At 72.5% G+C, this 21061-nt stretch carries 19 protein-coding genes and 1 tRNA gene; 12 read left to right on the plus strand and 8 right to left on the minus strand.

The window, feature by feature from the left end; translation table 11 throughout:
- The first annotated feature begins 16 nt into the window (after nucleotides 1-16).
- Nucleotides 17-1669, plus strand: a complete 1653-nt coding sequence (locus tag ACQEU6_RS25800) for a metallophosphoesterase family protein (protein ID WP_499335603.1) — start codon at nucleotides 17-19, stop codon at nucleotides 1667-1669.
- Nucleotides 1670-1740: 71 nt separating this feature from the next.
- Nucleotides 1741-1813, plus strand: a tRNA-Glu gene (locus tag ACQEU6_RS25805).
- A gap of 210 nt (nucleotides 1814-2023) precedes the next feature.
- Here the strand turns inward: ACQEU6_RS25805 and ACQEU6_RS25810 are convergent.
- Nucleotides 2024-3382, minus strand: a complete 1359-nt coding sequence (locus tag ACQEU6_RS25810; protein ID WP_499335604.1) for an FtsX-like permease family protein — start codon at nucleotides 3380-3382, stop codon at nucleotides 2024-2026.
- A gap of 3 nt (nucleotides 3383-3385) precedes the next feature.
- Nucleotides 3386-4165 carry an ABC transporter ATP-binding protein gene (locus ACQEU6_RS25815; protein ID WP_499335605.1) on the minus strand — a complete coding sequence of 260 codons (780 nt, stop codon included), beginning with the start codon at nucleotides 4163-4165 and terminating at the stop codon, nucleotides 3386-3388.
- Between the two features lie 114 nt (nucleotides 4166-4279).
- Here ACQEU6_RS25815 and ACQEU6_RS25820 point away from each other — a divergent pair, with 114 nt between their 5' ends.
- The 7 genes from ACQEU6_RS25820 to ACQEU6_RS25850 all read left to right on the plus strand — a co-directional run bounded on the left by ACQEU6_RS25820 (nucleotide 4280) and on the right by ACQEU6_RS25850 (nucleotide 13032).
- A complete protein-coding gene (locus ACQEU6_RS25820; RefSeq protein WP_499335606.1) occupies nucleotides 4280-4849 on the plus strand; it encodes a TetR/AcrR family transcriptional regulator in 570 nt (189 codons plus the stop codon).
- A gap of 635 nt (nucleotides 4850-5484) precedes the next feature.
- Nucleotides 5485-6543: a DMT family transporter gene (locus tag ACQEU6_RS25825; protein WP_499335607.1), complete on the plus strand. Its 1059-nt coding sequence runs from the start codon at nucleotides 5485-5487 to the stop codon at nucleotides 6541-6543.
- 250 nt (nucleotides 6544-6793) lie between these two features.
- Nucleotides 6794-8305 carry an RtcB family protein gene (locus tag ACQEU6_RS25830; RefSeq protein ID WP_499335608.1) on the plus strand — a complete coding sequence of 504 codons (1512 nt, stop codon included), beginning with the start codon at nucleotides 6794-6796 and terminating at the stop codon, nucleotides 8303-8305.
- Nucleotides 8306-8474: 169 nt separating this feature from the next.
- On the plus strand, nucleotides 8475-10448 hold the full coding sequence (locus ACQEU6_RS25835) for a serine/threonine-protein kinase (RefSeq protein ID WP_499335609.1): 1974 nt from the start codon (nucleotides 8475-8477) through the stop codon (nucleotides 10446-10448).
- A 91-nt stretch (nucleotides 10449-10539) separates the two neighbouring features.
- Nucleotides 10540-11670 carry an ABC transporter permease gene (locus ACQEU6_RS25840; protein ID WP_499340347.1) on the plus strand — a complete coding sequence of 377 codons (1131 nt, stop codon included), beginning with the start codon at nucleotides 10540-10542 and terminating at the stop codon, nucleotides 11668-11670.
- A 65-nt stretch (nucleotides 11671-11735) separates the two neighbouring features.
- A complete protein-coding gene (locus ACQEU6_RS25845) occupies nucleotides 11736-12395 on the plus strand; it encodes an ABC transporter ATP-binding protein (protein ID WP_499340349.1) in 660 nt (219 codons plus the stop codon).
- A gap of 37 nt (nucleotides 12396-12432) precedes the next feature.
- The gene (locus tag ACQEU6_RS25850) at nucleotides 12433-13032 is read left to right on the plus strand and encodes a TetR/AcrR family transcriptional regulator (RefSeq protein ID WP_499335610.1); all 600 of its coding nucleotides are present in this window, start codon (nucleotides 12433-12435) and stop codon (nucleotides 13030-13032) included.
- Here ACQEU6_RS25850 and ACQEU6_RS25855 read toward each other — a convergent pair.
- Complete coding sequence (locus tag ACQEU6_RS25855) at nucleotides 13029-13625, minus strand: TetR/AcrR family transcriptional regulator (RefSeq protein WP_499335611.1); 597 nt, start codon at nucleotides 13623-13625, stop codon at nucleotides 13029-13031. The genes ACQEU6_RS25850 and ACQEU6_RS25855 overlap by 4 nt on opposite strands.
- A 95-nt stretch (nucleotides 13626-13720) precedes the next feature.
- Between ACQEU6_RS25855 and ppk2 the strand changes: the two genes are divergently transcribed.
- Nucleotides 13721-14521: a polyphosphate kinase 2 gene (gene ppk2, locus ACQEU6_RS25860; RefSeq protein WP_499335612.1), complete on the plus strand. Its 801-nt coding sequence runs from the start codon at nucleotides 13721-13723 to the stop codon at nucleotides 14519-14521.
- Nucleotides 14522-14559: 38 nt separating this feature from the next.
- Complete coding sequence (locus ACQEU6_RS25865) at nucleotides 14560-15309, plus strand: YwaF family protein (protein WP_499335613.1); 750 nt, start codon at nucleotides 14560-14562, stop codon at nucleotides 15307-15309.
- Here ACQEU6_RS25865 and ACQEU6_RS25870 read toward each other — a convergent pair.
- From ACQEU6_RS25870 to ACQEU6_RS25890, 5 genes are all read right to left on the minus strand, one after another.
- Nucleotides 15297-15827 (minus strand): dihydrofolate reductase family protein, encoded by a 531-nt coding sequence (locus ACQEU6_RS25870; RefSeq protein WP_499335614.1) that lies wholly within the window; start codon nucleotides 15825-15827, stop codon nucleotides 15297-15299. The genes ACQEU6_RS25865 and ACQEU6_RS25870 overlap by 13 nt on opposite strands.
- Before the next feature lie 49 nt (nucleotides 15828-15876).
- Nucleotides 15877-16098, minus strand: coding sequence for a DUF7489 domain-containing protein (locus ACQEU6_RS25875; RefSeq protein WP_499335615.1), 222 nt, complete (start codon nucleotides 16096-16098; stop codon nucleotides 15877-15879).
- A 105-nt stretch (nucleotides 16099-16203) separates the two neighbouring features.
- Nucleotides 16204-16869 (minus strand): response regulator, encoded by a 666-nt coding sequence (locus ACQEU6_RS25880; RefSeq protein ID WP_499335616.1) that lies wholly within the window; start codon nucleotides 16867-16869, stop codon nucleotides 16204-16206.
- Nucleotides 16870-17073: 204 nt separating this feature from the next.
- On the minus strand, nucleotides 17074-18432 hold the full coding sequence (locus ACQEU6_RS25885; protein WP_499335617.1) for a carboxylesterase/lipase family protein: 1359 nt from the start codon (nucleotides 18430-18432) through the stop codon (nucleotides 17074-17076).
- 381 nt (nucleotides 18433-18813) lie between these two features.
- Nucleotides 18814-19788: a helix-turn-helix transcriptional regulator gene (locus ACQEU6_RS25890; protein ID WP_499335618.1), complete on the minus strand. Its 975-nt coding sequence runs from the start codon at nucleotides 19786-19788 to the stop codon at nucleotides 18814-18816.
- 61 nt (nucleotides 19789-19849) lie between these two features.
- Here ACQEU6_RS25890 and ACQEU6_RS25895 point away from each other — a divergent pair, with 61 nt between their 5' ends.
- Entirely contained in the window at nucleotides 19850-21031 is a 1182-nt protein-coding gene (locus ACQEU6_RS25895; protein WP_499335619.1) for an epoxide hydrolase family protein, read from the plus strand.
- The last annotated feature ends 30 nt before the right edge of the window (nucleotides 21032-21061 follow it).

The raw sequence follows: 21061 nt of genomic DNA on the forward strand, positions 1-21061 counted from the left end.
GACGGAAAGGGAGAACGTGCCCAAGGTCCGCGCCGCGCCGACCCAGGCTCTCGCCGCCGTGCGCGCACACGCCGCGCGCGCCCGCGCCGCCTGCTCGCCCGTCACCCGCCGCGCCCGGCCCGTCCTCACCAGCCGCTGGACGCGGCTCTCACTCGTCGTCGTCGTCGGCCTCGCCGGCGGCTACCTCGGCCTCCTCGCCGGCGGCAGCTACGTCACCCCCGTCGGCCCCGCCGACGTCCAGCTCACGCTGCACCCGTCCCTGCACGGCGGGACGACCCTGAAGCTGCCCCCGCTCGGCTCCCTCCGGCTCGACACCCACGGCGGGCCCGTCTCCCTGGAGGCGCGCCTCACCGACCTGCGTCCCGACCAGGCCAAGAAGCTGATCGAGGACGACACCGAAGTCGACCGCCTCACCGACCAGATCGCCGGCCAGCTCCGGCACGGCCTCGTCGAGCTCCTCCTGCGCGCCGTCCTCATCGGCCTGGCCACGAGCTTCGTCGCGTCCCTCGCCCTCTTCCGCTCCTGGCGGCGCGCCCTGCTCGGCCTGGGCTCCGCCGCCGCCGGCCTCGTCGTCGTCACCCTCGTCATCTGGGGGACGTTCAACCCCCAGTCCATCGCCGAGCCCCGCTACACCGGCCTGCTCGCCAACGCCCCGCAGGTCGTCGGCGACGCCCGCAGCATCGTCGAGCGCTTCTCCGCCTACCGCGCCCAGCTCGCCCGCCTCGTCGGCAACATCTCCGAGCTGTACGCCACCACCTCCACCCTCCCCACCTACGAGCCCGACCCCTCCACCATCCGCGTGCTGCACGTCTCCGACATCCACCTGAACCCCGCCGCCTGGAACGTGATCAAGTCCGTCAGCACCCAGTTCAAGGTCGACGTCATCGTCGACAGCGGCGACCTGATGGACCACGGCAGCAAGCCCGAGGACAAGTTCGCCGACGAGATCTCCGACCTGAAGGTCCCCTACGTCTACGTCCGCGGCAACCACGACTCCAGGAAGACCCAGAAGGCCGTCGAGCGCCAGAAGAACGCCATCGTCCTGGACGGCGAGACCCGCGAGGTCGCGGGGCTGCGGGTGTACGGCCTCGGCGACCCCCGCTTCACCCCCGACAAGAGCACCCGCGACGACTACGTCGGCGCCGACCAGCTCCGCGCCGAGGGCCTCCGGCACGCCGACGAGCTCCGCAAGGCGGGCAAGGTCCCCGACCTCGTCGTCACGCACGACCCCACCGAGGGCGAAGGCTTCTCCGGCGTCGCCCCCCTGCTCCTCGCGGGCCACACCCACGCCCGCTCGACCAAGCTCCTGCCCACCGGCAGCCGCCTCTTCGTCCAGGGCTCCACCGGCGGCGCGGGCCTGCGCGGCCTCGAACACGAGGAGCCCACCCCCATCGAGCTGTCCGTCCTCTACTTCAGCCGGGCCGGCCACCGCCTCCAGGGCTGGGACGACCTCCGACTCGGCGGCCTCGGCCTCACCTCCGCCCAGATCGAACGCCACCTCGAACCGGACCCGGAACGCGCCGTCAAGCCCCAGCCCCCGGCCGCGTCCCCGCCCGCGTCCCCCACGTCCCCGTTCCCCTCGGAGTTCCCGTCCGACTGGCCGTCCCGCACCCCGTCCCCGACCACGTCCCGGACCCCGTCTCCGTCCCGGACCCCGTCTCCGAGGTAACCGTTTGCGCGCCGCCCCACCGCGTCCTCTAGACTTGGCGAGTCGAGTGGCGACCATCTCCGCCACCCCGGGCCCCCTTCGTCTAGCGGCCTAGGACGCCGCCCTTTCAAGGCGGTAGCGCCGGTTCGAATCCGGTAGGGGGTACTCACAGATCGGTGGGGTCCGCGCTGGGCCGCAAGGTCCGAGTCGATCAGGCTCGTCAGCGGCAATGCGCGGAACGGCGGCGGTGGCGGCGTGGTCGCTGGCCGGTCCGACAGCCGCCGCGGACAACCGCCGAAATCCGGATCCTGGCCACACGACCGGACACGCCGCCGATGTGTTCCACGGCCTCTCGGCGGCGTGAGTGCGGCGGGGTCAGGTCGTCGCCGCGTCGATGGCCGGTGTTCGCAGCGTCCGGTGGGCTGCGGCGAGGCTGGTGGCCAGGGCGAGTGCGGCGGCGATGGCGACGACGGCGAGGTAGAGCAGGATGCCGCCGTGGGGGATGGGTGAGCCGGAGCGGGCGATGCCGAACGGGATGATCGTGACGAGGGAGGCCAGTGTGCCGAACAGGACGCCGGTGGCGGCGAGCACCGTTCCCTCGCCGGCGACCATCTGCAGTACTTGGCGGGGTGTGGCGCCGATGAGGCGCTGCCGACCGAATTCGCGGCGGCGGTCCACGGTCGTCGCGACCAGGGAGTTGACCACCATGATGGCGGCGAAGAGCAGGATCATGCCGATGACGATCATGTTGGTGGTCTCGGCGTTGCGGTAGTCGGCGGTCTCGGTGATGCCGGTTGCGGAGTTGACGGCGTTGTCGGTGGCCTGCATGTAGAGGGTGCCGGTGGCGATGCCGGTGAACAGGATGATCGGCATGACCGCGGCGGACATGGGGCCGCTGCGCTGGGCGAGGTTGAGCGCGGCCAACTGGCCGGCGGCGCCGCGGCGCAGCAGTGGTCCCTCCAGCCAGGCGGTGACGCGGCGCAGCAGCGCGGGGGCCAGCAGCGCCAGGCCGATGGAGAACCAGATGGCCGCCGGACCGGCCGTGGCCATGGGCTCGAAGTCGTCCTTGCCGCGCATCACCGTCGCGGTGATGACCGCCAGGTCGGTGCCCAGGAAAAGGAACACCGCGGCCGCGGCCACCCGTTTGCGGCTCATCCGGGCGTCGCCGGCGGCGGCGTCCAGGAGGGACGCGGTGGCGCTCATCCGGGCGGTGCGCCGGGCGGCGGTGAGCGCGGCGGCGAGCGCCGCGACGAGCGTGACCCCATAGCCGATGTGGATGGCGAACCCGCCGAAGTGATGGGTGATGCCCGTGGCGATCTGCCCGTCGGCGGTCAGCCGGTTCAGCAGCCACCCGCCGATGTGCGCGGCGGGGACGATCGCCAGGGTCACCGCCGCCACGGCCAGGATCACGGCCTCCCCGGTGATCATCCGGGTGATCTGGCCCGGAGTCGCGCCGATGTTCTTCAGCAGTGCCGTCTCCGCGGCGCGTTGCCGTACCGACAGGGTGAGGGTGGAGGTGACCGCGAACGTCACCAGCAGCAGCCCCCAGCCGCCCACCACAAGGCCCAGGACGTTGAGGGTGCTCTCGCTGGCGGGATCCACGCCCTTGGCGCCTGCGGTGTCCAGCAGGGAGCCGAAGGCCATGAGGATCACGGCGCCGCAGAACATCGCCAGGAAGCCGGCGGCGAAACCGCCGGAACGGCGCCGAAGGGAATGCAGGGCGAGTGTGAGCATGGGTCAGATCGCCTCCGAGATCGGGCCGGCCTCGGCGGCGCGCTGCCGCTCGGCGAGTTCGCCCAGGTGGGTCATGCGTTCGGCCACCGCGTCGGGGGTCGGGCCGGCCAGGCGTCCGACGATCCTGCCGTCGGCCAGGAAGAGCACCGATCCGGCGTGGGAGGCGGCGACCGGGTCGTGGGTGACCATCACCACCGTCCGCCCCTGCTCGGACACGGTACGGGCCAGCAGCCGCAGCACCTCGCGGGCGCTGCGGGTGTCCAGCGCGCCGGTCGGCTCGTCGGCGAAGATGACGCTGGGGCCGGTGACCAGTGCCCGGGCGATCGCGACCCGCTGCTGCTGCCCACCCGACAACTGGGCGGGACGATGCCCCTGTCGACCGTCCAGCCCGACCTGGGTCAGCACCGCCGCGGCGGCGGCCGGGTCGGCCCGCCTGCCGGCCAGGCGCAGCGGAAGGGTCACGTTCTGCAGCGCGGTCAGTGTGGGCAGCAGGTTGAAGTGCTGGAACACGAAACCGATCCGCTCGCGACGCAGCCGGGTGAGTTCGGCCTCGCTGCGCCCCGTCATCTCCATACCGCCGACGACGACGCTGCCGGCGGTCGGGACGTCCAGCCCGGCGGCGCACTGCAGCAGGGTGCTCTTGCCCGAGCCGGACGGTCCCATGACGGCGGTGAAGGTACCGGCGGGCAGTGCCAGGGACAGCCCGTCAAGAGCGGTCACGGCGGCAGGCCCGGTTCCGTAGATCTTGCGAACGGCCTCCAGCCGTAGCGCGGCGGTCGGCATCCTCGTCCTCATTTCAGGTGTGAGCGGGCGTTCCTGAGAACATCGCACCTCTTGGGCAAACGCGCAAGTCATACGCCTAAGTCGTTCGCCTCAGGCGGGCGCTATGATGCACGGATGGGAAACCGGGAGGACCTCTTGGAGGCGGCGGTTCGGTGCATCCAAGAGAAGGGCTATGCCAAAACGACCCTGCGTGACATCGCGGGCGCCGCGGGCGTCAGCATGGCCGCGGTGGGCTACCACTACGGGTCGACCGAGAAGCTGCTCAACCTGGCGCTCGTCCGCGCCATCGAGAACTGGGCCACGACCTTCGGGCAGGTCCTGGCCGAAGGCGAGCTCGCAGATCGGGACGGCTACACGGGATTCTGGCAGCTGATCATCGACTCCCTGCACGATCACGACCGCACCGCGCTCGCCAGCTTCGAGGCCTTCGTGCAGTCCCAGCGCGTGCCGGAGCTGCGTGCGCAGATCGCGGCCAGCCAACGCGAAGGGCGCCGGGGGATGGCGGCCATGGTCACCGGAACACCCGAGGAAGCCGTGACCGAGCGGGCGGCCCGCACCATCGGCTCGGTGCAGCTCGCGCTGATCACCGGGTTGATGGCGCAGTGGATGACCGATCCCGAGCACGCTCCGACCGCCACCGAGGTGGTCGAAGGCCTGAAAGCTCTCAGCTCGTCTCTGGCCTGACTCGAAGGGGAAGGCAGGCCTGTCCGCAGCAGAGCACGGAACGGGCCGGGGGCGTCGGCGGTGTCGTTGCCGGCCGCCGCGAACAAACCGCCGAGGTTTGGATCAATTCTGGCCGCACACGACCCCACACGCCGCCGATGCGCTCGGCGACCGCCGTTGCGCGTCAGATACCGGGCGCGGCCCGAAGAGGGCAATGACAGGAACTCCCGGCCCGGGCACCCGGGGTGTCGCCTTCGGTTAACGGCTCGGCCCTTTCGGAGCAGGCCCGGCACAAAGGGAGTGCAAAGACGCTACAAATGGGACGTCATGGCCCCATGCGGCTCCAGGCGAGCCAATGGTGATGGCCAGTTCCGTCCGACCTCGGCTCCCTGTAGAGAATGGCGTTCCCGGCCAAGAGGACGGGCGATCGGCGTTCGAGGCCGCCTAATACACCGGCGGGGCGCCGACTCTTTCGGCTCTCGGGCAAATGAGGCCACCATTTGCTCTGCGGCCGCGTTCTGATAAGATCGCGGTGCAACCTGTAACTGAAAAAGCCGTCCCGGCTCTTCAGTTGCTCCGTGAAAGCGGGCGCAACGAAGGGCCGGGGCAACCGCTTCCGGAATCCCTTTGTGCGCCCCGACAAACAAGGGGATTCCGTGAAAAAGAAGAACTGGCGCCCGCGAGATTTTCTCGCCGGCGCCCGCAGGCATCTGGGGACGCTGGCAAGCGATCTCCGTGCCGCGGACAAGCGCGTGCTCACGATGGTGATGGCCTCGAATACCGCGGGCGTCGCCAACGGCTACATCCTGGTGCTCGTGGGCGCGACCAAGAATGTCGGGCCGACGACGGCGGCTCTCTGCGCCGTGCTCTTCGGAACGCCGGTCTTCTGGTTGTTCTTCAGGCCGTCGCTGCGCAGTCGCTGGTCCGTATGGATGCAGGCGCTCCCGCTGGGCATCGCCCTATGGGCGAACAACATCACCTACCAGTTCAGCCTACGGTGGGTTCAGTTGCAGCTCCTTCAACCGCTTTCGTTCTTGTTCACCGCCGTCTTCATGGTGGGTCCCGATGCCGTGCGGGACGTGAAGAGCGGAAGATACTCGACCGTCGCGTGGCCGATCCTGGGTGTGTTCGGCATCTGGGCCCTGGCGACCGACACGGTCGGCGGGGCGGGCGGAGGAGCGTTCACCGACGCGGTCCCGCGGTTGCACGTCCTGGGTCTGCCCGTTCCGGCCTGGGTGCCGGCCCTGGGAGTGATGGTGGTCACCGCGGCCACCTTCGCCTTCCTCAACTGGAGGCTGGAGAAGCTCAGCAAGGACGAGGAGACGCTGGAGAGGCTCGGCGAGGACGGTGCCGGGAAGATCGACACTCTCGCCGGCCTTCCCGCCGTGGTCGCCCTCGGAGCGAGCGCGTGGGCTCTCGAGGGCGGCTGGACGGGCATGACCGGTGGTCGCTGGCCGTATCTGCTGATCTGCGCGGGCAGTGGTGTGTGCCTCGCGCTGCTCAGCGGAGTCGTCATGGTGAAGGCCTACGGCAGAGGCCTCCGCTCGTCGACCACCGCGATGCTCTCCCCGCTGCGGACCCTCCTCGGAACGTTCCTGGGGATGGCCGTGGCACACACCGCCCCCGGCCTTCTGGGGCTGGCGGCGATCGGTCTGATCCTCGTCGCCTCCTGCGGGGCGGCGGTGATCCAGAGCCGGAATGAAGGCTCTGACTGACCCGGCGGCGGGGAGGCCTGCCTCCCCGCCGTTCGCATGCCGCCGGCCCCGCCGGCGGACGGCCGCCGGGACGCGGGCGCGGACATATCCGGTTGGCCTGGCTCCGGGACCCGGCTAGGGTTCGTCCCACCTCGCGGCTGCTGAACCTCGGGGAGTCCATCGCCTGACGGGCGATGTCCCGTGCGTCCCCTGTGGACGGTCACGTCACCGACCCATGCCCGAAAACCCAGCAGCCGCCAAGGAAGAGTTCATGTCCGCACCCCAGCAGGACCCGCGCCTCGTCCGCACCGACGACGACTGGCTCCATCTCCCCAACCGGTGGGACATCCCCGTCGACATCTGCGCCGGCGCCGACGTGCCGATCGAGCCCAGCGCGGTCGACGAGATCCTCACCGTGCTCCAGACCGCCGACACCCTGGCGCGGCTCGCCGACGCGACCGGCCACGGGGAGGCGGCGATCGACCGCGTCGCGCTCACCCCGGACCTGCACAAGGGGGCCGGGATCCCGATCGGCACCGTGCTGCGGACCAGCGGCGCGCTGATCCCGCAGGCGGTCGGCAACGACGTCAACTGCGGCATGCGGCTGGAGACGACCTCGCTCAGCGTCGACCAGGTGCGTCCCCGGCTGGACGCGCTCGAAGGGCGGCTGCGGCACCTGTTCTTCGAGGGCGGGCGGCGGATCGCGCTGTCGGGCGTCCAGCGGGAGGCCCTGCTGCGCGACGGACTGCCCGGCCTGCTCGGGGTCCCGCGCGACGGCGCGAGCGGGATCTGGTCGCAGTACCGGCCCGAGGACGGGCGGCCGGGCCGGATCCACGGCGAGCGGTACCCGACCACGACCGCCGAGCCGTTCCGCGACTGGATCGACAGCGCGGGCGGCACCAGCTACGACAGCATCATCGGCAGCGTCGGCGGCGGCAACCACTTCGCCGAACTGCAGTACGTCGCGTCGGTCCACGACCGGCAGGCCGCCTACGCCTGGGGGTTCGAGCTCGGGCAGGTCGTGCTGATGGCGCACAGCGGCTCGCTGTCGCTGGGGCACCAGGCGAACTCCGACGGCCTGGAGAGGGCGAGGAAGGCGTGGCCCGCGTCCGTCCCGATGCCGGACAACAGGATCCTTCCGATGCTCTTCGGCGAGCGGAACGAGGCGGCGCTGCGGCGCTATCTCGACGCGTTCGGCAACGCGGCGAACTTCGCGGTCGGCAACCGGTTCTTCCTCTCGCTCATGATGCGCCAGGGGCTCGCCGCGGAGTGCGGCGCCCTCACCGGCGATCTGGTCTACGACGCCCCGCACAACCTGCTGTGGCGGGACGGCGACGGGCCGGTGGTGCACCGCAAGGGCGCGACGCCCGCGGGCGGATACGCGGACATGGCGGACGGACCGTACGCGATGTGGGGCGAGCCGGTCATCGTGCCCGGGTCGATGGGGGCGGCCAGCTACGTGCTGCGCGGGCACGGCAACCCCCGGACGCTGGCCAGCGCCTGCCACGGCGCCGGCCGCCGCGTTCCGCGTGGTGCGGCGTCCCGGGCGGACGACGCCGAACTCGACGCGTTCCTCGCCGAGTTCCGTGTGGTCACGCCCCTCGACCACCGCGACCCCGCGGTCACGCGCCGCGCGGACGTGATGGCGGCCTGGCGGCGCGACCTCAAGCAGGAGGCGCCGTGGGTGTACAAGGACATCGGCCCCGTCGTGTCCAGTCTCGGACGGGCCGGCGTCGCGGACCCGGTGGTCGAGCTGAGGCCGCTGCTGACCGTCAAGGGGTGACCTGACCGGCGGTTCGCGACGACGTCCGGCGGAACGGCGCCCGCCCGTGCCCGCGCTGGACACGAGGAGGATTTCTGGAACCATTCATTCTGAGTGCACGGAACATCACTCACCGCAGTATTGATCGTTGATACGACGCGGGTGACGGCGAGAGGGCGGGGACCGAACCGTGATTCCGCGACCTGGGCTGGTGCTCAACCGGAGATACGAGCTCGTGAGGGTGCTCGGCCAGGGCGGCATGGGGCAGGTCTGGTCGGCCCGCGACCTCGAACTGGAGCGGCGGGTGGCGATCAAGGTCGTCTCCGGGCACGTGCCCCCGGACGCGGCGCCGGAGCTGATGGCGCGGCTGCGGCGCGAGGCCAGGACCGCGGGGAGGCTCCAGCATCCGGGGATCACCGCGGTCCACGACATCGGCGGGCAGGACGGGGCCCCGTACGTGGTGATGGAGCTGCTCGACGGGCGCAGTTTCCGCGAGCTCCTGGACGCGAGCCCGGCGGGCCTGCCCGTCGACCGGGTCGTGGACCTCGCGATCGAGGTGGCCGACGCGCTGGCGTACGCGCACGACCGCGGTCTGGTGCATCGGGACATCAAGCCGGCCAACCTGATGGCGCTGACCGCGGGCGGTGTGAAGATCTGCGATTTCGGGATCGCGCGGTTCCCCGACACGACGTCCCTGACCGGCTGGGGCGTTCCCGGGACCCGTGCGTTCATGGCGCCCGAGCAGTCCCCGGGCGTGGTCGACGCCCGTGCCGACATGTACTCGCTGGGCCTCACCCTCCACGTGCTGCTGACGGGCGGGCTGCCGCCGGCCGCGGCGCCGGACGACGTGTCCCGCGGGCTCGCGGCCCGTTCCGACGTCCCGCCGCGGCTGCGGGATCTGGTTCTGCGCCTGCTCGCCGTGGATCCGGCCGAAAGGCCCGGCGCCGCGATGCTCCGCGACCGGCTCACCGCGCTCCGCGACGACCGGGGCGGGCCCGTCGTCACCCGGTCGCTTCCGGCACGTGCGCAGGAGACGGCCTCGGTCGGGCATCCCGGCGACGGCTCCCCTCGGCCGGGCCCGCATCCGCGCACGACGGCCAGAAGGCGGCCACCTGACCCGGACCTTTTCACGTGGCCCGAGATCCGCGAGCCGCGCGCGTGGCTCGTGCCGGCGGCGCTGGCGTCCGCTCTCGCGTGGTTCCTGCTCACCGCCGGTCTGGTCTGGTACCAGGCGCCGGCGGATCGGGTCGTGTTCCCGCTGTTCTGCCTCATCGTGGGCGCCTATTCGCTGGGCGCGATGACGATCTCCTACTGGCCCTACTCGGATGAGCGGTCCCCGGCCGGGAAGGAGCCTGAACCGCCGGACAGGCCGGGGCTCTTCGGCGGTCTGCTGGTCGGGTTCGCTCTGATCGTGGCCGTGGTGTTCTACGGCGTTCGGGTGGCGATCGGCGCCGGCGGCGACCGCTGGCTGATGCTGGTCTGCACCCTGGCCGGCCTGGCCTCGTTCGCGACCGCCTTCATCACCAGGTGGATCCATTCCTACGAATCCGGGATGGAGTCCATGACGCTGCGCAGCCGGGCGCGCTACCGGGCGATCGCCGAGACCGTGGCGGGCACGATCTGGTTCGGCGAACCCTACGAGGACCCTCGGCTGCCGGATCTGGAGGATCTGCTCTCCGAACTTCCGGCCGCCCGCTTCTTTCGCTTGGAGAAGGGCCCCTTCTCCGTCGCCGTCGTGTGCGGGTCCAAAGCGCTGCTGGTCTCCACGACGGCGTGGGCCCCCGGACTGTACCGGGACGTCGGTTACAAGGAGCTGCTGCGAGACGGGCGGTCCTTCTCCTCGGGCGTGCGGGAGATCGAGCGGCTCGACAGAGCCCGGAGCGAGTGGATCTACGAGGTCAACCGGAAGTACCGGGGGAGCGCCCCGGGATACTCCGACGTCGCAGCCGTACTCGTCGTCGGGCCGTCCGCCGGCGGCACGGGTGACGTGGTGCTGGGTGACGGCTCCCTGACGCACTATCCGGTCACGTGCACGACGCCGGCCGGTTTCACCGAGGTCGTCCGCTCGCACTTCCGGGGGGCCGACCGCATCGACCTGCCGACGGTGGCGAGGGTCCTCGACCACTACGACCGGACGCACGGCCCGGACCGCGACGGCGCCTGAGCCGCCCCGACCGCCCCCCAGGGGACAAGTTGGCGACAACGTGTTGCTATCTTGTCGACATGATGTCGACAAGTGTCCGGGCGTGGGGCTGATGTTCCTCGCGCTTCGTGAGCTGCGGTTCGCCAAGGTCCGGTTCGGGCTGATGGGCGCCGTCGTGGGCCTGATCGCGGTGCTCGTGGTCATGCTGTCCGGGCTGTCGGTGGGCCTGGTCAGGGACGGCGTGTCCGGGCTGCAGAACCTTCCGGTCACGTCCTTCGCGTTCGAGCGGGACGTCCAGCACGACTCCGCCTTCTCCCGGAGCGTGGTGGACGTGTCCGCCGTGGACGCCTGGCGGAGCAGGCCGGGCGTCGCGGAGGCGGCCCCCTACGGGAACACGCTCGTCAACACCAGGAGCGACCGGGGTGTGGACGTCGACCTCGCGCTGTTCGGGGTGGCACCGGACTCGTTCCTCTCCCCCGAGGTGGGCGAGGGCTCGCGCCTGGACGCCGCGGACGGCGTCGTCGTCAGCGCCACGGCCCTGGACGCCGGCCTGCGCGTCGGCGACACGATCACGGTCGCCCGGCTCGGGACGAGGCTGCGCGTCGTCGGCGCCACCCCCCGGCAGGACACCTTCGGGCATGTCGACGTGGCCTACGTGCCGCTGCGGACCTGGCAGCTGATCAAGGCCGGCGCGGCCCCGGGCGGCCCGGCGCCCGCCCACGCCACGCAGGAGATCACCGCCGTGGCGGTGCGCGCGCGATCCGGCGCCTCGGTCGACCTCGCCGCGGGTGACGCCGCCGCCGGGACCGAGAGCCTCACGCTGCGGGACTCCTACGGCGCCTCGCCCGGCTACTCGGCCGAGACGTCCACGCTCCAGCTCATCAGGGTGTTCCTGTACGCGATCTCCGCGCTGGTCGTCGGAGCGTTCTTCGCCGTCTGGGCGATCCAGCGCGGGCACGAGGTCGCCGTGCTGCGCGCCATGGGCGCGTCGAGACGCTGGCTCCTGCGCGACGCGCTCACCCAGGCGCTCCTCCTGCTCGTCGCCGCCGTCGCGATCGGCGCCGGGATCGGCGTCGGCCTCGGCTCGCTCATCACCGGCGGCGGCATGCCGTTCGCCCTCAGCGCCCCGAGCGTCGCGGCCGCCGCCGCGGGCCTCGTCCTCCTCGGGCTCGCCGGTGCCGGCGCCGCCGTCGCCCGGATCGCCTCCGTCGACCCCGCCACCGCCCTCGGAGGCAACCGGTGACCGGCCGGACCGCACCGACCGCCGGGGGCCGGGAAGCCGGCGCCCACGCCCGCCCGGGCCTGGTCATGGAGGGCGTCTGCCTCGGACACGGCGACGGCTCCGAGACCGTCCGGGCCCTCGACGACGTCGACCTCGCGGTGCGTCCGGGCGAGCTGGCCGCCGTCGTCGGCCCGTCCGGCGCCGGCAAGTCGAGCCTGCTCGCGGTCGCGGGCGGGCTCGCCCGCCCGGACCGGGGCACGGTCACGCTCGCGGGGGTCGACATCACGGCCGCCGGCGCGAGAGCCAGGGCGAGGCTGCGGCGCGAGCACGTCGGGTTCGTCTTCCAGTCGGGCAACCTGGTCCCGGCGCTCACCGCCCTCGACCAGCTCCGGCTGCCGCTGCGGTTCCGTCCGCGCCGCGCCCGTTCCGTCCGCGACCCGCTCGCGCTGCTGGAGGACGTGGGAATGGCGGACAAGGCCGACCGGCACCCCCACCGGCTGTCGGGCGGGGAGCGGCAGCGGGTCGGCATCGCCCGGGCCCTGGTGACCGGGCCGAGCGTGCTGCTCGTGGACGAGCCCACCGCCGCCCTGGACCGGGCGCGCAGCCACGAGATCGTCCGCCTGCTCGCCCGCGAGGCGAGGCGAGGCGGCGTGGCGGCCATCATGGTGACCCACGACCACGACGTTCTCGAACACTGTGACACGGTGTACGAGATGATCGACGGACGCCTGGCCCCGCTCGCCTGACGCCCCGGCCAGGCCGTCCAGCGAGGAGGAGGGCCGCGTGCCGAAGATCCAGGCGCCGACCGTGGCCGAGCACCGGGCCGCGCAGCGGGCGGCCCTGCTCGACGCCGCCCGCGCCCTGCTGTCCGAGGACGCCGAGCGGGCCCCCGGCCTGGCGGACGTCGCCCGCCGGGCCGGCCTCGCCCGCTCCAGCGTGTACGCCTACTTCAGGTCCCGCGACGATCTGCTCGACGCCCTCATCGTCGACACCTTCCCGCGCTGGTCCGCCTACGTCGAGGCGCGGATGCGCAAGGCCGGGACCCCCGGCGACCGGGTCCTGGCCTACGTCTACGCCAACCTCCGCCTCGTCGCCCGCGGAGACCACGCGCTGGCCCGCGCCCTCGCGGCCACCGGCCGCACCGACGCGCTGGTCGACTCCAGCCGCCTGCTCCACGACGAACTCCAGACGCCGCTCCGCGCGGCCCTGGCGGACCACGGCGCCTCCGACCCCGACCGGACGGCCGAACTCGTCCAGTCGATCGTCTACGCCCTGACACGAATGATCGAGGACGGCCTCGCCGAACGGGCGGCACGCCGCCTTGCCCACGACCTCCTCGCCCCCTACCTGCACCCCGCGCCGCCGCGGGCGGGGCGGCCCTAGGGAGGGGGCGGGGCCGTCAGGCGGTCCATGAGCACGTGCATGCAGGAGCGGAACCAGTCCAGGGCCGCCGGGTCGGTGGCGCTCACCATGCCCTGGCCGCGGGCGAACACACCGGAGCTGATGAAGCCGTACACGCACCACATCATGGGGGACAGGACGAAGTAGGGGTCGATCCCGGGTGGGACCGCGTCGCGGATCCTGCGGGTGCACATCCGGAGGATGGGACGCTGGTAGCGGTCCTCCAGACCGCGGACGTCGAGAGCGTCGGCTCCCCACCGGTGCATCCACACCGCGTGGATGAGCGGGTGCGAGACGTGGTAGTCCAGGTAGGCGTCCAGGATCCGGTGAAGGGCGGCGCGCGGGGAGTCGGTCGTGTCGACCGCCTCGCGGAGCGTCGCGTACTCGTCCTCGTAGGAGCGCTGCATGATGGCCACGTAGAGTTCGCGCTTCCCGCCCACCAGTTCGGTCATCCGCGCGGCCGGGACGCCCGCGGCGTCAGCGATCATCCGCAGGTTCGTCTCGTCGTATCCCAGCGCGGCGAAGAGCCTGGTGGCCGCCTCCTGGACCCGGTCGCGCGCCGCAACGTCGTCCATGCCTTCACGGTACGGTGGGCCGCCCTGCGCTCTTCTACCCCGAAGGTAAATATCTCCGGGGGCGGCGGGGCGCCGGCTTGGGTAAGGATCTCCGCATGAGCAAGGTCAAGCGGCTGCCCCGGCGCGTGTACGAGCCGGAGCTGGCCCGCCTCCAGGCGGAGCTGGTGAACCTGCAGGAGTGGGTGCGCAGCGAGGGCGCGCGCGCCGCGGTGGTGTTCGAGGGACGGGACGCGGCCGGCAAGGGCAGCACGATCAAGCGGGTCACCGAGTACCTCAACCCCCGCGTCGCCCGGATCGTCGCGCTGCCCGTCCCGACCGACCGCGAGCGCACCCAGTGGTACTTCCAGCGCTACGTCGAGCATCTGCCCGCCGCCGGGGAGATCGTCCTGTTCGACCGCTCCTGGTACAACCGGGCGGGCGTCGAGCGGGTCATGGGCTTCTGCTCCAAGCAGGAGTACACGCGCTTCCTCCACCAGTGCCCGATCTTCGAGCGGCTGCTGGTCGAGGACGGGCTCCTGCTGCGCAAGTACTGGTTCTCGGTGAGCGACGCCGAGCAGGAGCGCCGTTTCCGCAGCCGCCTGGCCGACCCGACGCGGCGGTGGAAGCTGTCGCCGATGGACCTGGAGTCCATCACCCGCTGGGAGGACTACTCCCGCGCCAAGGACGAGATGTTCGTGCACACCGACATCCCCGAGGCGCCCTGGTACGTCGTGGAGAGCGAGGACAAGCGGCGCGCGCGGATCAACATGATCGCCCATCTGCTGTCGACGATCCCGTACCGCGTCGTGGAGCCGCCGCGGCTGCCGCTCCCCGAGCGCCCGCCCTCCAAGGGCTACGAGCGGCCGCCGCGCGACATGCAGACCTACGTCCCCGACCACTCCGCGACCCTGCGCTGAGGGCGGCGAACCGCCGCCGGGCCGGTTAGCATCGCGGCATGCCGCTGACCGTCGCCGGCCGCTTCGCCGCGTACGGGCCCTCGCACTGGGCGGCGCTCGGGCTGTTCGCGGTCGGCTGCGCCGGCCTGGTGCTCGCGGGCCGGGCGCAGCGGGCGGACGCGGAGCCGGGCGGGGAGTCCGGCGGGCGGGCGCGGGGGTTCGGCAGGGCGTACGCGCTGGCGGTCGTGTACGTGATGATCGGCACGCAGGCCCACACCCTGCTCCCCGGGCAGTGGCGGATCGGCGGGTCGCTGCCTCTCCAGCTGTGCGACGTGGCCTGGCTGACCACGGTCGGCGCGCTGTGGACGCTCGGCCGGCGATGGTTCGCGCTGACGTACTACTGGGGCCTGACCCTGTCGGTGCAGGGCCTGCTCACCCCGGCGCTCAACGGCGCGGACTATCCCGGCATCGACTACCTGGGCTTCTTCGGGATGCACCTGATGATCGTGTGGTCCGCGGTGTACCTGACCTGGGGGCTCGGGATGCGGCCGGGCTGGGGCGACTACGGGTTCGCGGTCGCCGTCACCACGGCGTGGGCCGTCGCCACGTTCGTCTTCAACCTGGCCGCGGGGACGAACTACGGGTACCTCAACGACAAGCCCGGCACCGGTTCGGTCCTGGACGTGATGGGGCCGTGGCCCTGGTACGTGCTGGTCGAGGCGGCGGTCATCCTGCTCGGCTGGGCCCTGATCACCTGGCCCTGGACCCGCGGGGACCGCCCGGCCGAGGCGGCCCGTCAGCGGCTGTAGTCCAGGAAGAGCGTGCCGTTCTTCCCCTGCTCGACCTCGGCGAGCCTCCACGACTGGACGCCGTCGGCGTCGAACACCCGCCTGCCGTGCCCGACCACCGCCGGGGCGACGACGAGCCGCAGCTCGTCGACGAGCCCGGCCCTCAGCAGCGAGCGGGCCAGTTCGATGCTGCCGTGGACGCCGATGTCGCCGCCGGGCTCGCGCTTCATGGCGGTGACGTGGTCGTGGACGTCCGCGGTGACCCGGGTGGAGTTGGCCCATTCCCGGCTGAACGCGCTGGAGGTGACGACGTGCTTGTGGGTGCCGTTGATGAAGTCGGCGAACGGCTGGAGGTCCGACGCGGGCCAGTGCTCGACCCAGTAGTCGTACGTTCCGCGCCCCAGCAGGACGTCGTCCTGCGCGGCGATGACCCGGCCGAGGTAGTCGACCAGCTGGGGGCCGTCGTCGGCGAGCCGGTCGCCGTCCTCGTGGGCGACCCCGTCCAGCGACATCAGGTGGTAGAGCACGACCTTGCGCATGTGGTTCCTCCGATGATCGATCGGGCGGCCGGCGCGGCGCCGGGCGCCGCTACTGCTTGGCGGGGTCGGATCCGGCGCGCTTGACGATCTGGTCGCCGGGGCTCACCGACTCCCAGAGGGAGCCGTCCACGCGGATCTTCTTGCTCGTGCCGTCGGTGAAGGTCACCTTGAGGTAGTGGTAGAGGTTCGACCCGTCCGGCATGGTGCGGGACTTGTCCGCGACGACGCCCTCCCACGCCTCGTCCTTGTGCACCCGTCGTGTCCTGAACATGAACTCGCCTGCCCTTGGTGATCGCCTTCTCACTTCCTGTGATCAGGTTAGGGCCGGGCGGATCCGCGGGGCCTCGGTCGCGCGAGGGGTCTTGCGGATGCGACTTCAGAGGGAGGGGCGGGGGCGGACGATACCGAGGTCGTAGGCCATCACGACGGCGTGCACGCGGTCGCGGGCGCCGAGCTTGCGCAGGATGGACGAGACGTGGGTCTTCACGGTCGCCTCAGCGAGGGACAGATATCCGGCGATCTCGGCGTTGGAGGCGGCCCGGGCGACCAGCGTGAGCACCTCCACCTCGCGGCCCGTCAGCTCGGACAGCCGCTCGGGCCGGACGGGCTCGCTCCGCTGGACGGCCACGAACCGGTCGAGGAGGCGGCGCGTCACGGTCGGGGCCAGCAGCGCCTCGCCCCGGGAGACCACCCTGACGGCGTCGGCCAGTTCCGGCGGGCGCACGTCCTTGAGCAGGAAGCCGCTCGCCCCGGCCCGCAGCGCGGCGTAGAGCGGCTCGTCCAGGTCGAAGGTGGTCAGGATGACGACCCGGGGCGGGTCGGCGGCGGCGGTGATCCGCCGGGTGGCGGCGATGCCGTCGGTCCCGGGCATCCGCACGTCCATCAGGACGACGTCGGGGCGCAGCCGGGCGGCCTCCCGGACGGCCTGGTCGCCGTCGCCCGCCTCGCCGACGACCTCCAGATCGTCCCGGGCGTCGATGATCATGCAGAATCCGGCCCGGACCAGATCCTGGTCGTCGGCGACGAGCACCTTGATCGTCATGGAGGCTCCCTCGGGGGCGACCGGGCCCGCGCCCGGCCGGCCCGGCCCCGCCGCCGGCGGTCCCCCATCATCGCAGCGCGCCGCGCACGCCGGCGACGTTCCGCGACCGGGGGACCCGCCTCGGTCACCGGGTCGTCGCCTCCCAGAACCCGCAGCCGTGCTCCGCCCCGGCGTCCACGGTCCGGATCGCGCCCGGCGCGAGGCTCAGCGGCGCGGCGCCGGGCCGCCAGCGCGGGCGGCGCCCTGCGGGACGTCGGGGACGTGCAGGCCGTTGACGTTGGGCGCGTTCTCGTCGGCGAACTCGTAGGAGTACACGGTCGTGCGCGCGGCGAGGTCCCGGGCGCCCGCCAGGGTGGAGCAGGCCCAGGAGGCGTCGGTCAGGACCGTCGCCCAGGCCAGCCCCGCCGACGGGTACCGCGACAGCGGGTACCGAGAGACGACCTTGCCCGCGGCGGATCCGAACGCCTCCCCCAGCAGCCGGGGATAGGTCTCGTCCGTGATCAGCTCCGGGTCGTACTGGATGGCGCCGGCGACGAAGGAGCGGGCCTCGTCGCGGGTGCCGCCGACGAGCACCGGAACGCGGGCGAACGCGCCCGCGCGGAGCGCCGCCGCGGGGTCGCGCGGCAGCAGCGCTGTGCCGTAGGCGAGGTGGTCGGCGAAGGACGGCGAGTGCGGGAGGAGTTCGGCGGTGGTCTTGCCCCGCAGGCACGCCAGCGCGCCCGCGCCGGCGCACTCCAGCTCCTCGGCGGCGGCCAGGCCGTCGTCCTGTCCCTGCTCGACGGGGACGTAGGGCCGGTCGGCGGGCGCGCCGGGGAACAGGCCGCCGGCGGGCCAGCGCAGCCCGCACGATCCCGACGAGATGATCGCCTTGTCGATCAGCCCCCGGGCCTCGGGCGAGGTGAGCAGCGCGCAGGCCGACATCGCCCCCGCCGACTGGCCGAAGACGGTGACGTTGTGCGGGTCCCCGCCGAACGCCGAGGCGTTGCGCCGCGCCCACCGCAGCGCCGCGATCTGGTCGGCGAAGCCGAAGCCGCCCGACCCGGCCAGGCCGGGCAGCCCCAGGTACCCGAAGATCCCGAGCCGGTAGTTCACCGTGACGACGACGGCCCTGCCCTCGGTCGCCAGCCGGACGGCGTCGTAGTCCTTCCCGCTCCCCTGGGTGTAGCCGCCGCCGTGCCACCACACCATCACGGGCAGGGGACCGTGGTGACCGCGCGGGGCGGTGACGTTGACGAAGAGGCAGTCCTCGCTGGACGGGTCCTTGGGCCCCGGCGTGCCCTGCGCGCAGTCCTTCCCCGGCCGTCCGGCCTCCCTGACGCCGCTCCACGGACGGGGATCGCGCGGCAGCGTCCAGCGCCGGGCACCCGTAGGCGGTTCGGCGTAGGGGATGCCGAGGAACTGCCGGGCCTTCCCCTTCGCGATGCCCCGCACGCTTCCGGAGTCCACGCGCACGGTCAGCGGCGCCTGCGCGGGCTCGTGCGGCGGACGGAACGCCGTCAGCGCCCCCATGGCCGAGACCGCCGCGAGCACGGTGGACACGCTTTTGAGACCCGACATCTTCATGACCGCCCGTCTGATCACGTCCGCCGTCCGGCGGCACCGGTTCGACGCTAGGGAACCCGGCGCCCCGGGACCTCCGCCCGGCGTCCGGTCTTGGACCCGCGACTCCGGACGGAGCGGCGGGCCCGCACCCGCCCGCGGATGTAGGCCGTGTTTCACAGTCCCGGCCCACTTCGCTCGCCTGGCGGCTGTGTTTCAAAAGTCCCGGCCCACTTCGCTCGCCTGGCGGCTCGCTGCGTGACCGGGCCTGGGCGAACGCGACATCGCTCCGCGATCTGCCCGGTTCCGCTCGCCTCCGGCTTCGCTCCACCGGGCAGTTCACGCGTTCGCGCGTGGCCGGGGCCTTTTCGGGACAGGCCCCCTAAGGCGCCGTGTCCGTCCGGGTCAGGTAGAACGCGGCTCCGGCTCGACGGCGCGGTGGTAGCGATCGGCGAGCGCGCGCACGAACGCGACGAGCTCGGCGGGCTCCGTCACGGTGAAGTCGGCGCCGAGCAGGCCGAGGTGGACGGCGAGCGTCTCGATGCTGTCCGCGCCGGTGTCCAGCACGCAGCTGGCGTCGTCGACCGGGGTGACCGTCCCGACGGCGGCGTTGATCCGTTCGGCGACCCGTTCGGCCGGGGCGCGCACGACGACCCGGGCCCGGTACCGCCAGGCGGCCGACGACACGCCTCGGCGCACCCGGTCGACGGCCTCCTCGGGGAGCTCGCGGGGAGCGAACCGGGGGCCCGCCGGGATGCGCGGGCTGAGCCGGTCCACGCGGAACGTCCGCCAGTCGTCCCGCTCGACGTCGAACGCGACGAGGTACCACCGCCTCCCCCAATTGACGAGCCGGTACGGCTCCGCCTCGCGCCGGCTCGACGAGCCGTCGTGGCTCCGGTAGTCGAAGCGCAGGCGCTCGTGGTCGCGGCAGGCGGCCGCGAGGACGCTCAGCGTGTCGGCGTCCACCCGCGGGCCCGGCTCGTCCCGGGGCACCGCGACCGCGTACCGCTGGAGGGCGCCGACGCGGCGCCGGAGCCGGGACGGCAGCACCTGCTCCAGTTTCGCCAGCGCGCGCAGCGAGGTCTCCTCGACCCCGCTGATCGTCCCCCCGGCGGCGGTGCGCAGCCCGATCGCGACCGCGACCGCCTCCTCGTCGTCGAGCAGCAGCGGCGGCAGCGCGGCCCCGGCGCCGAGGCGGTAGCCACCCTCGGACCCCCGGGTGCCGTGCACCGGGTAGCCGAGGTTGCGCAGGCGTTCCATGTCGTTGCGGACGGTCCGGGGACTGACCGCCAGCCGCTCGGCCAGTTCGGCGCCGGTCCAGTCGCGGGGCGTCTGGAGGAGCGAGAGCAGGCGCAGCAGGCGCGCCGAGGTTTCCAGCATTCTCGAAGTCCACCCGTCCTTTAGGCATGAACCTTGCCTAAACGGTTCCTACGGTACAGCCATGGAGAACAACAGCACGATCACCCCGTTCCGGATCGAGATCCCCCAGGCCGAGCTCGACGACCTCCAGCGGCGGCTGGACCGGACCCGGTGGGCGCAGGAGCCGCCCGCCGCCGGGCCGGCGCCCGCCGGCCCGGTGCCGCCCGGATGGGAGTACGGCGTCCCGGTGGGCTACGTCAAGCAGCTGGTCGAGCGGTGGCGCACCGAGTACGACTGGCGCGCCTGGGAGGCGAGGCTGAACGCGTACCCGCAGTTCACCACCGAGATCGACGGCCAGAACGTCCACTTCCTGCACGTGCGGTCGCCGGAACCGGACGCGACGCCGCTGATCCTGACGCACGGCTGGCCGACCACGGTGGTCGAGTGGCTGGACGTGATCGGCCCGCTCACCGACCCGCGGGCCCACGGCGGCGACCCGGCGGACGCGTTCCACCTGGTCATCCCGTCCGTACCGGGCTTCGGCCTCTCCGGGCCGACCCGGGAGAGCGGCTGGGACCGGTCCCGGGTGGCGCGCGCCTGGGCCGAGCTGATGCGCCGGCTCGGCTACGACCGCTACGGCGCGGCCGGCAACGACGGCGGATCGCTGATCTCGCCCGAGGTGGGCCGGGTCGACCCCGAGCGCGTCTGCGGGGTGCACGTCACGCAGGTCTTCTCGTTCCCCTCGGGCGACCCCGCCGAGCTGGACGGCCTCACCGAGGAGGAGCGGGGCAAGCTCGCGTTCGCCGAGTGGTTCGTCCAGAACCGCGGCGCGTACGACAAGCTCCAGTCCACCGAGCCGCAGAACCTGGCGCACGCTCTGGCCGACTCCCCCGCCGGCCTGCTGGGCTGGCACGCCCAGCTTCTCGGCCAGCTCGACCCCGACCTCGTGCTCACCAACGTGATGCTCTACTGGCTGACCGACACCGCGGCCTCAGCCGCCCGCTTCTACTACGAGGACGCGGCGACGGCCCACCCCCGGCAGAAGACGAACGGCCGGGGGACCAGCGTGCCCGAGCCGACCACCGTCCCTCTCGGCCTGGCCAATTTCGCCTGGGACTACCAGTCGATCCGGACGTTCGCCGACCGCGACCACAAGAACATCGTCTCCTGGAACGTCTACGACCGGGGCGGCCACTTCGCCGCGCACGACGCACCCGACCTCCTGGTCTCCGACCTCTGGCAGTTCTTCCGCGAGGTCCGCTGACCCCGTGGCCCCGCCAGGGCCGGCGCGGCG

The organism is Spirillospora sp. CA-108201, assembly GCF_050936235.1.
Classification (GTDB): domain Bacteria; phylum Actinomycetota; class Actinomycetes; order Streptosporangiales; family Streptosporangiaceae; genus Spirillospora.

Coding starts and splice junctions, on each gene's coding strand:
- ACQEU6_RS25830 (WP_499335608.1), top strand. CDS start 6,794: ATGTCCGCACCCCAGCAGGACCCGCGCCTCGTCCGCACCGACGACGAC.
- ACQEU6_RS25810 (WP_499335604.1), bottom strand. CDS start 3,382: ATGCTCACACTCGCCCTGCATTCCCTTCGGCGCCGTTCCGGCGGTTTC.
- ACQEU6_RS25840 (WP_499340347.1), top strand. CDS start 10,540: ATGTTCCTCGCGCTTCGTGAGCTGCGGTTCGCCAAGGTCCGGTTCGGG.
- ACQEU6_RS25870 (WP_499335614.1), bottom strand. CDS start 15,827: ATGCGCAAGGTCGTGCTCTACCACCTGATGTCGCTGGACGGGGTCGCC.
- ACQEU6_RS25875 (WP_499335615.1), bottom strand. CDS start 16,098: ATGTTCAGGACACGACGGGTGCACAAGGACGAGGCGTGGGAGGGCGTC.
- ACQEU6_RS25865 (WP_499335613.1), top strand. CDS start 14,560: ATGCCGCTGACCGTCGCCGGCCGCTTCGCCGCGTACGGGCCCTCGCAC.
- ACQEU6_RS25885 (WP_499335617.1), bottom strand. CDS start 18,432: ATGAAGATGTCGGGTCTCAAAAGCGTGTCCACCGTGCTCGCGGCGGTC.
- ACQEU6_RS25820 (WP_499335606.1), top strand. CDS start 4,280: ATGGGAAACCGGGAGGACCTCTTGGAGGCGGCGGTTCGGTGCATCCAA.
- ACQEU6_RS25855 (WP_499335611.1), bottom strand. CDS start 13,625: ATGGACGACGTTGCGGCGCGCGACCGGGTCCAGGAGGCGGCCACCAGG.
- ACQEU6_RS25880 (WP_499335616.1), bottom strand. CDS start 16,869: ATGACGATCAAGGTGCTCGTCGCCGACGACCAGGATCTGGTCCGGGCC.
- ACQEU6_RS25845 (WP_499340349.1), top strand. CDS start 11,736: ATGGAGGGCGTCTGCCTCGGACACGGCGACGGCTCCGAGACCGTCCGG.
- ppk2 (WP_499335612.1), top strand. CDS start 13,721: ATGAGCAAGGTCAAGCGGCTGCCCCGGCGCGTGTACGAGCCGGAGCTG.
- ACQEU6_RS25895 (WP_499335619.1), top strand. CDS start 19,850: ATGGAGAACAACAGCACGATCACCCCGTTCCGGATCGAGATCCCCCAG.
- ACQEU6_RS25890 (WP_499335618.1), bottom strand. CDS start 19,788: ATGCTGGAAACCTCGGCGCGCCTGCTGCGCCTGCTCTCGCTCCTCCAG.
- ACQEU6_RS25815 (WP_499335605.1), bottom strand. CDS start 4,165: ATGCCGACCGCCGCGCTACGGCTGGAGGCCGTTCGCAAGATCTACGGA.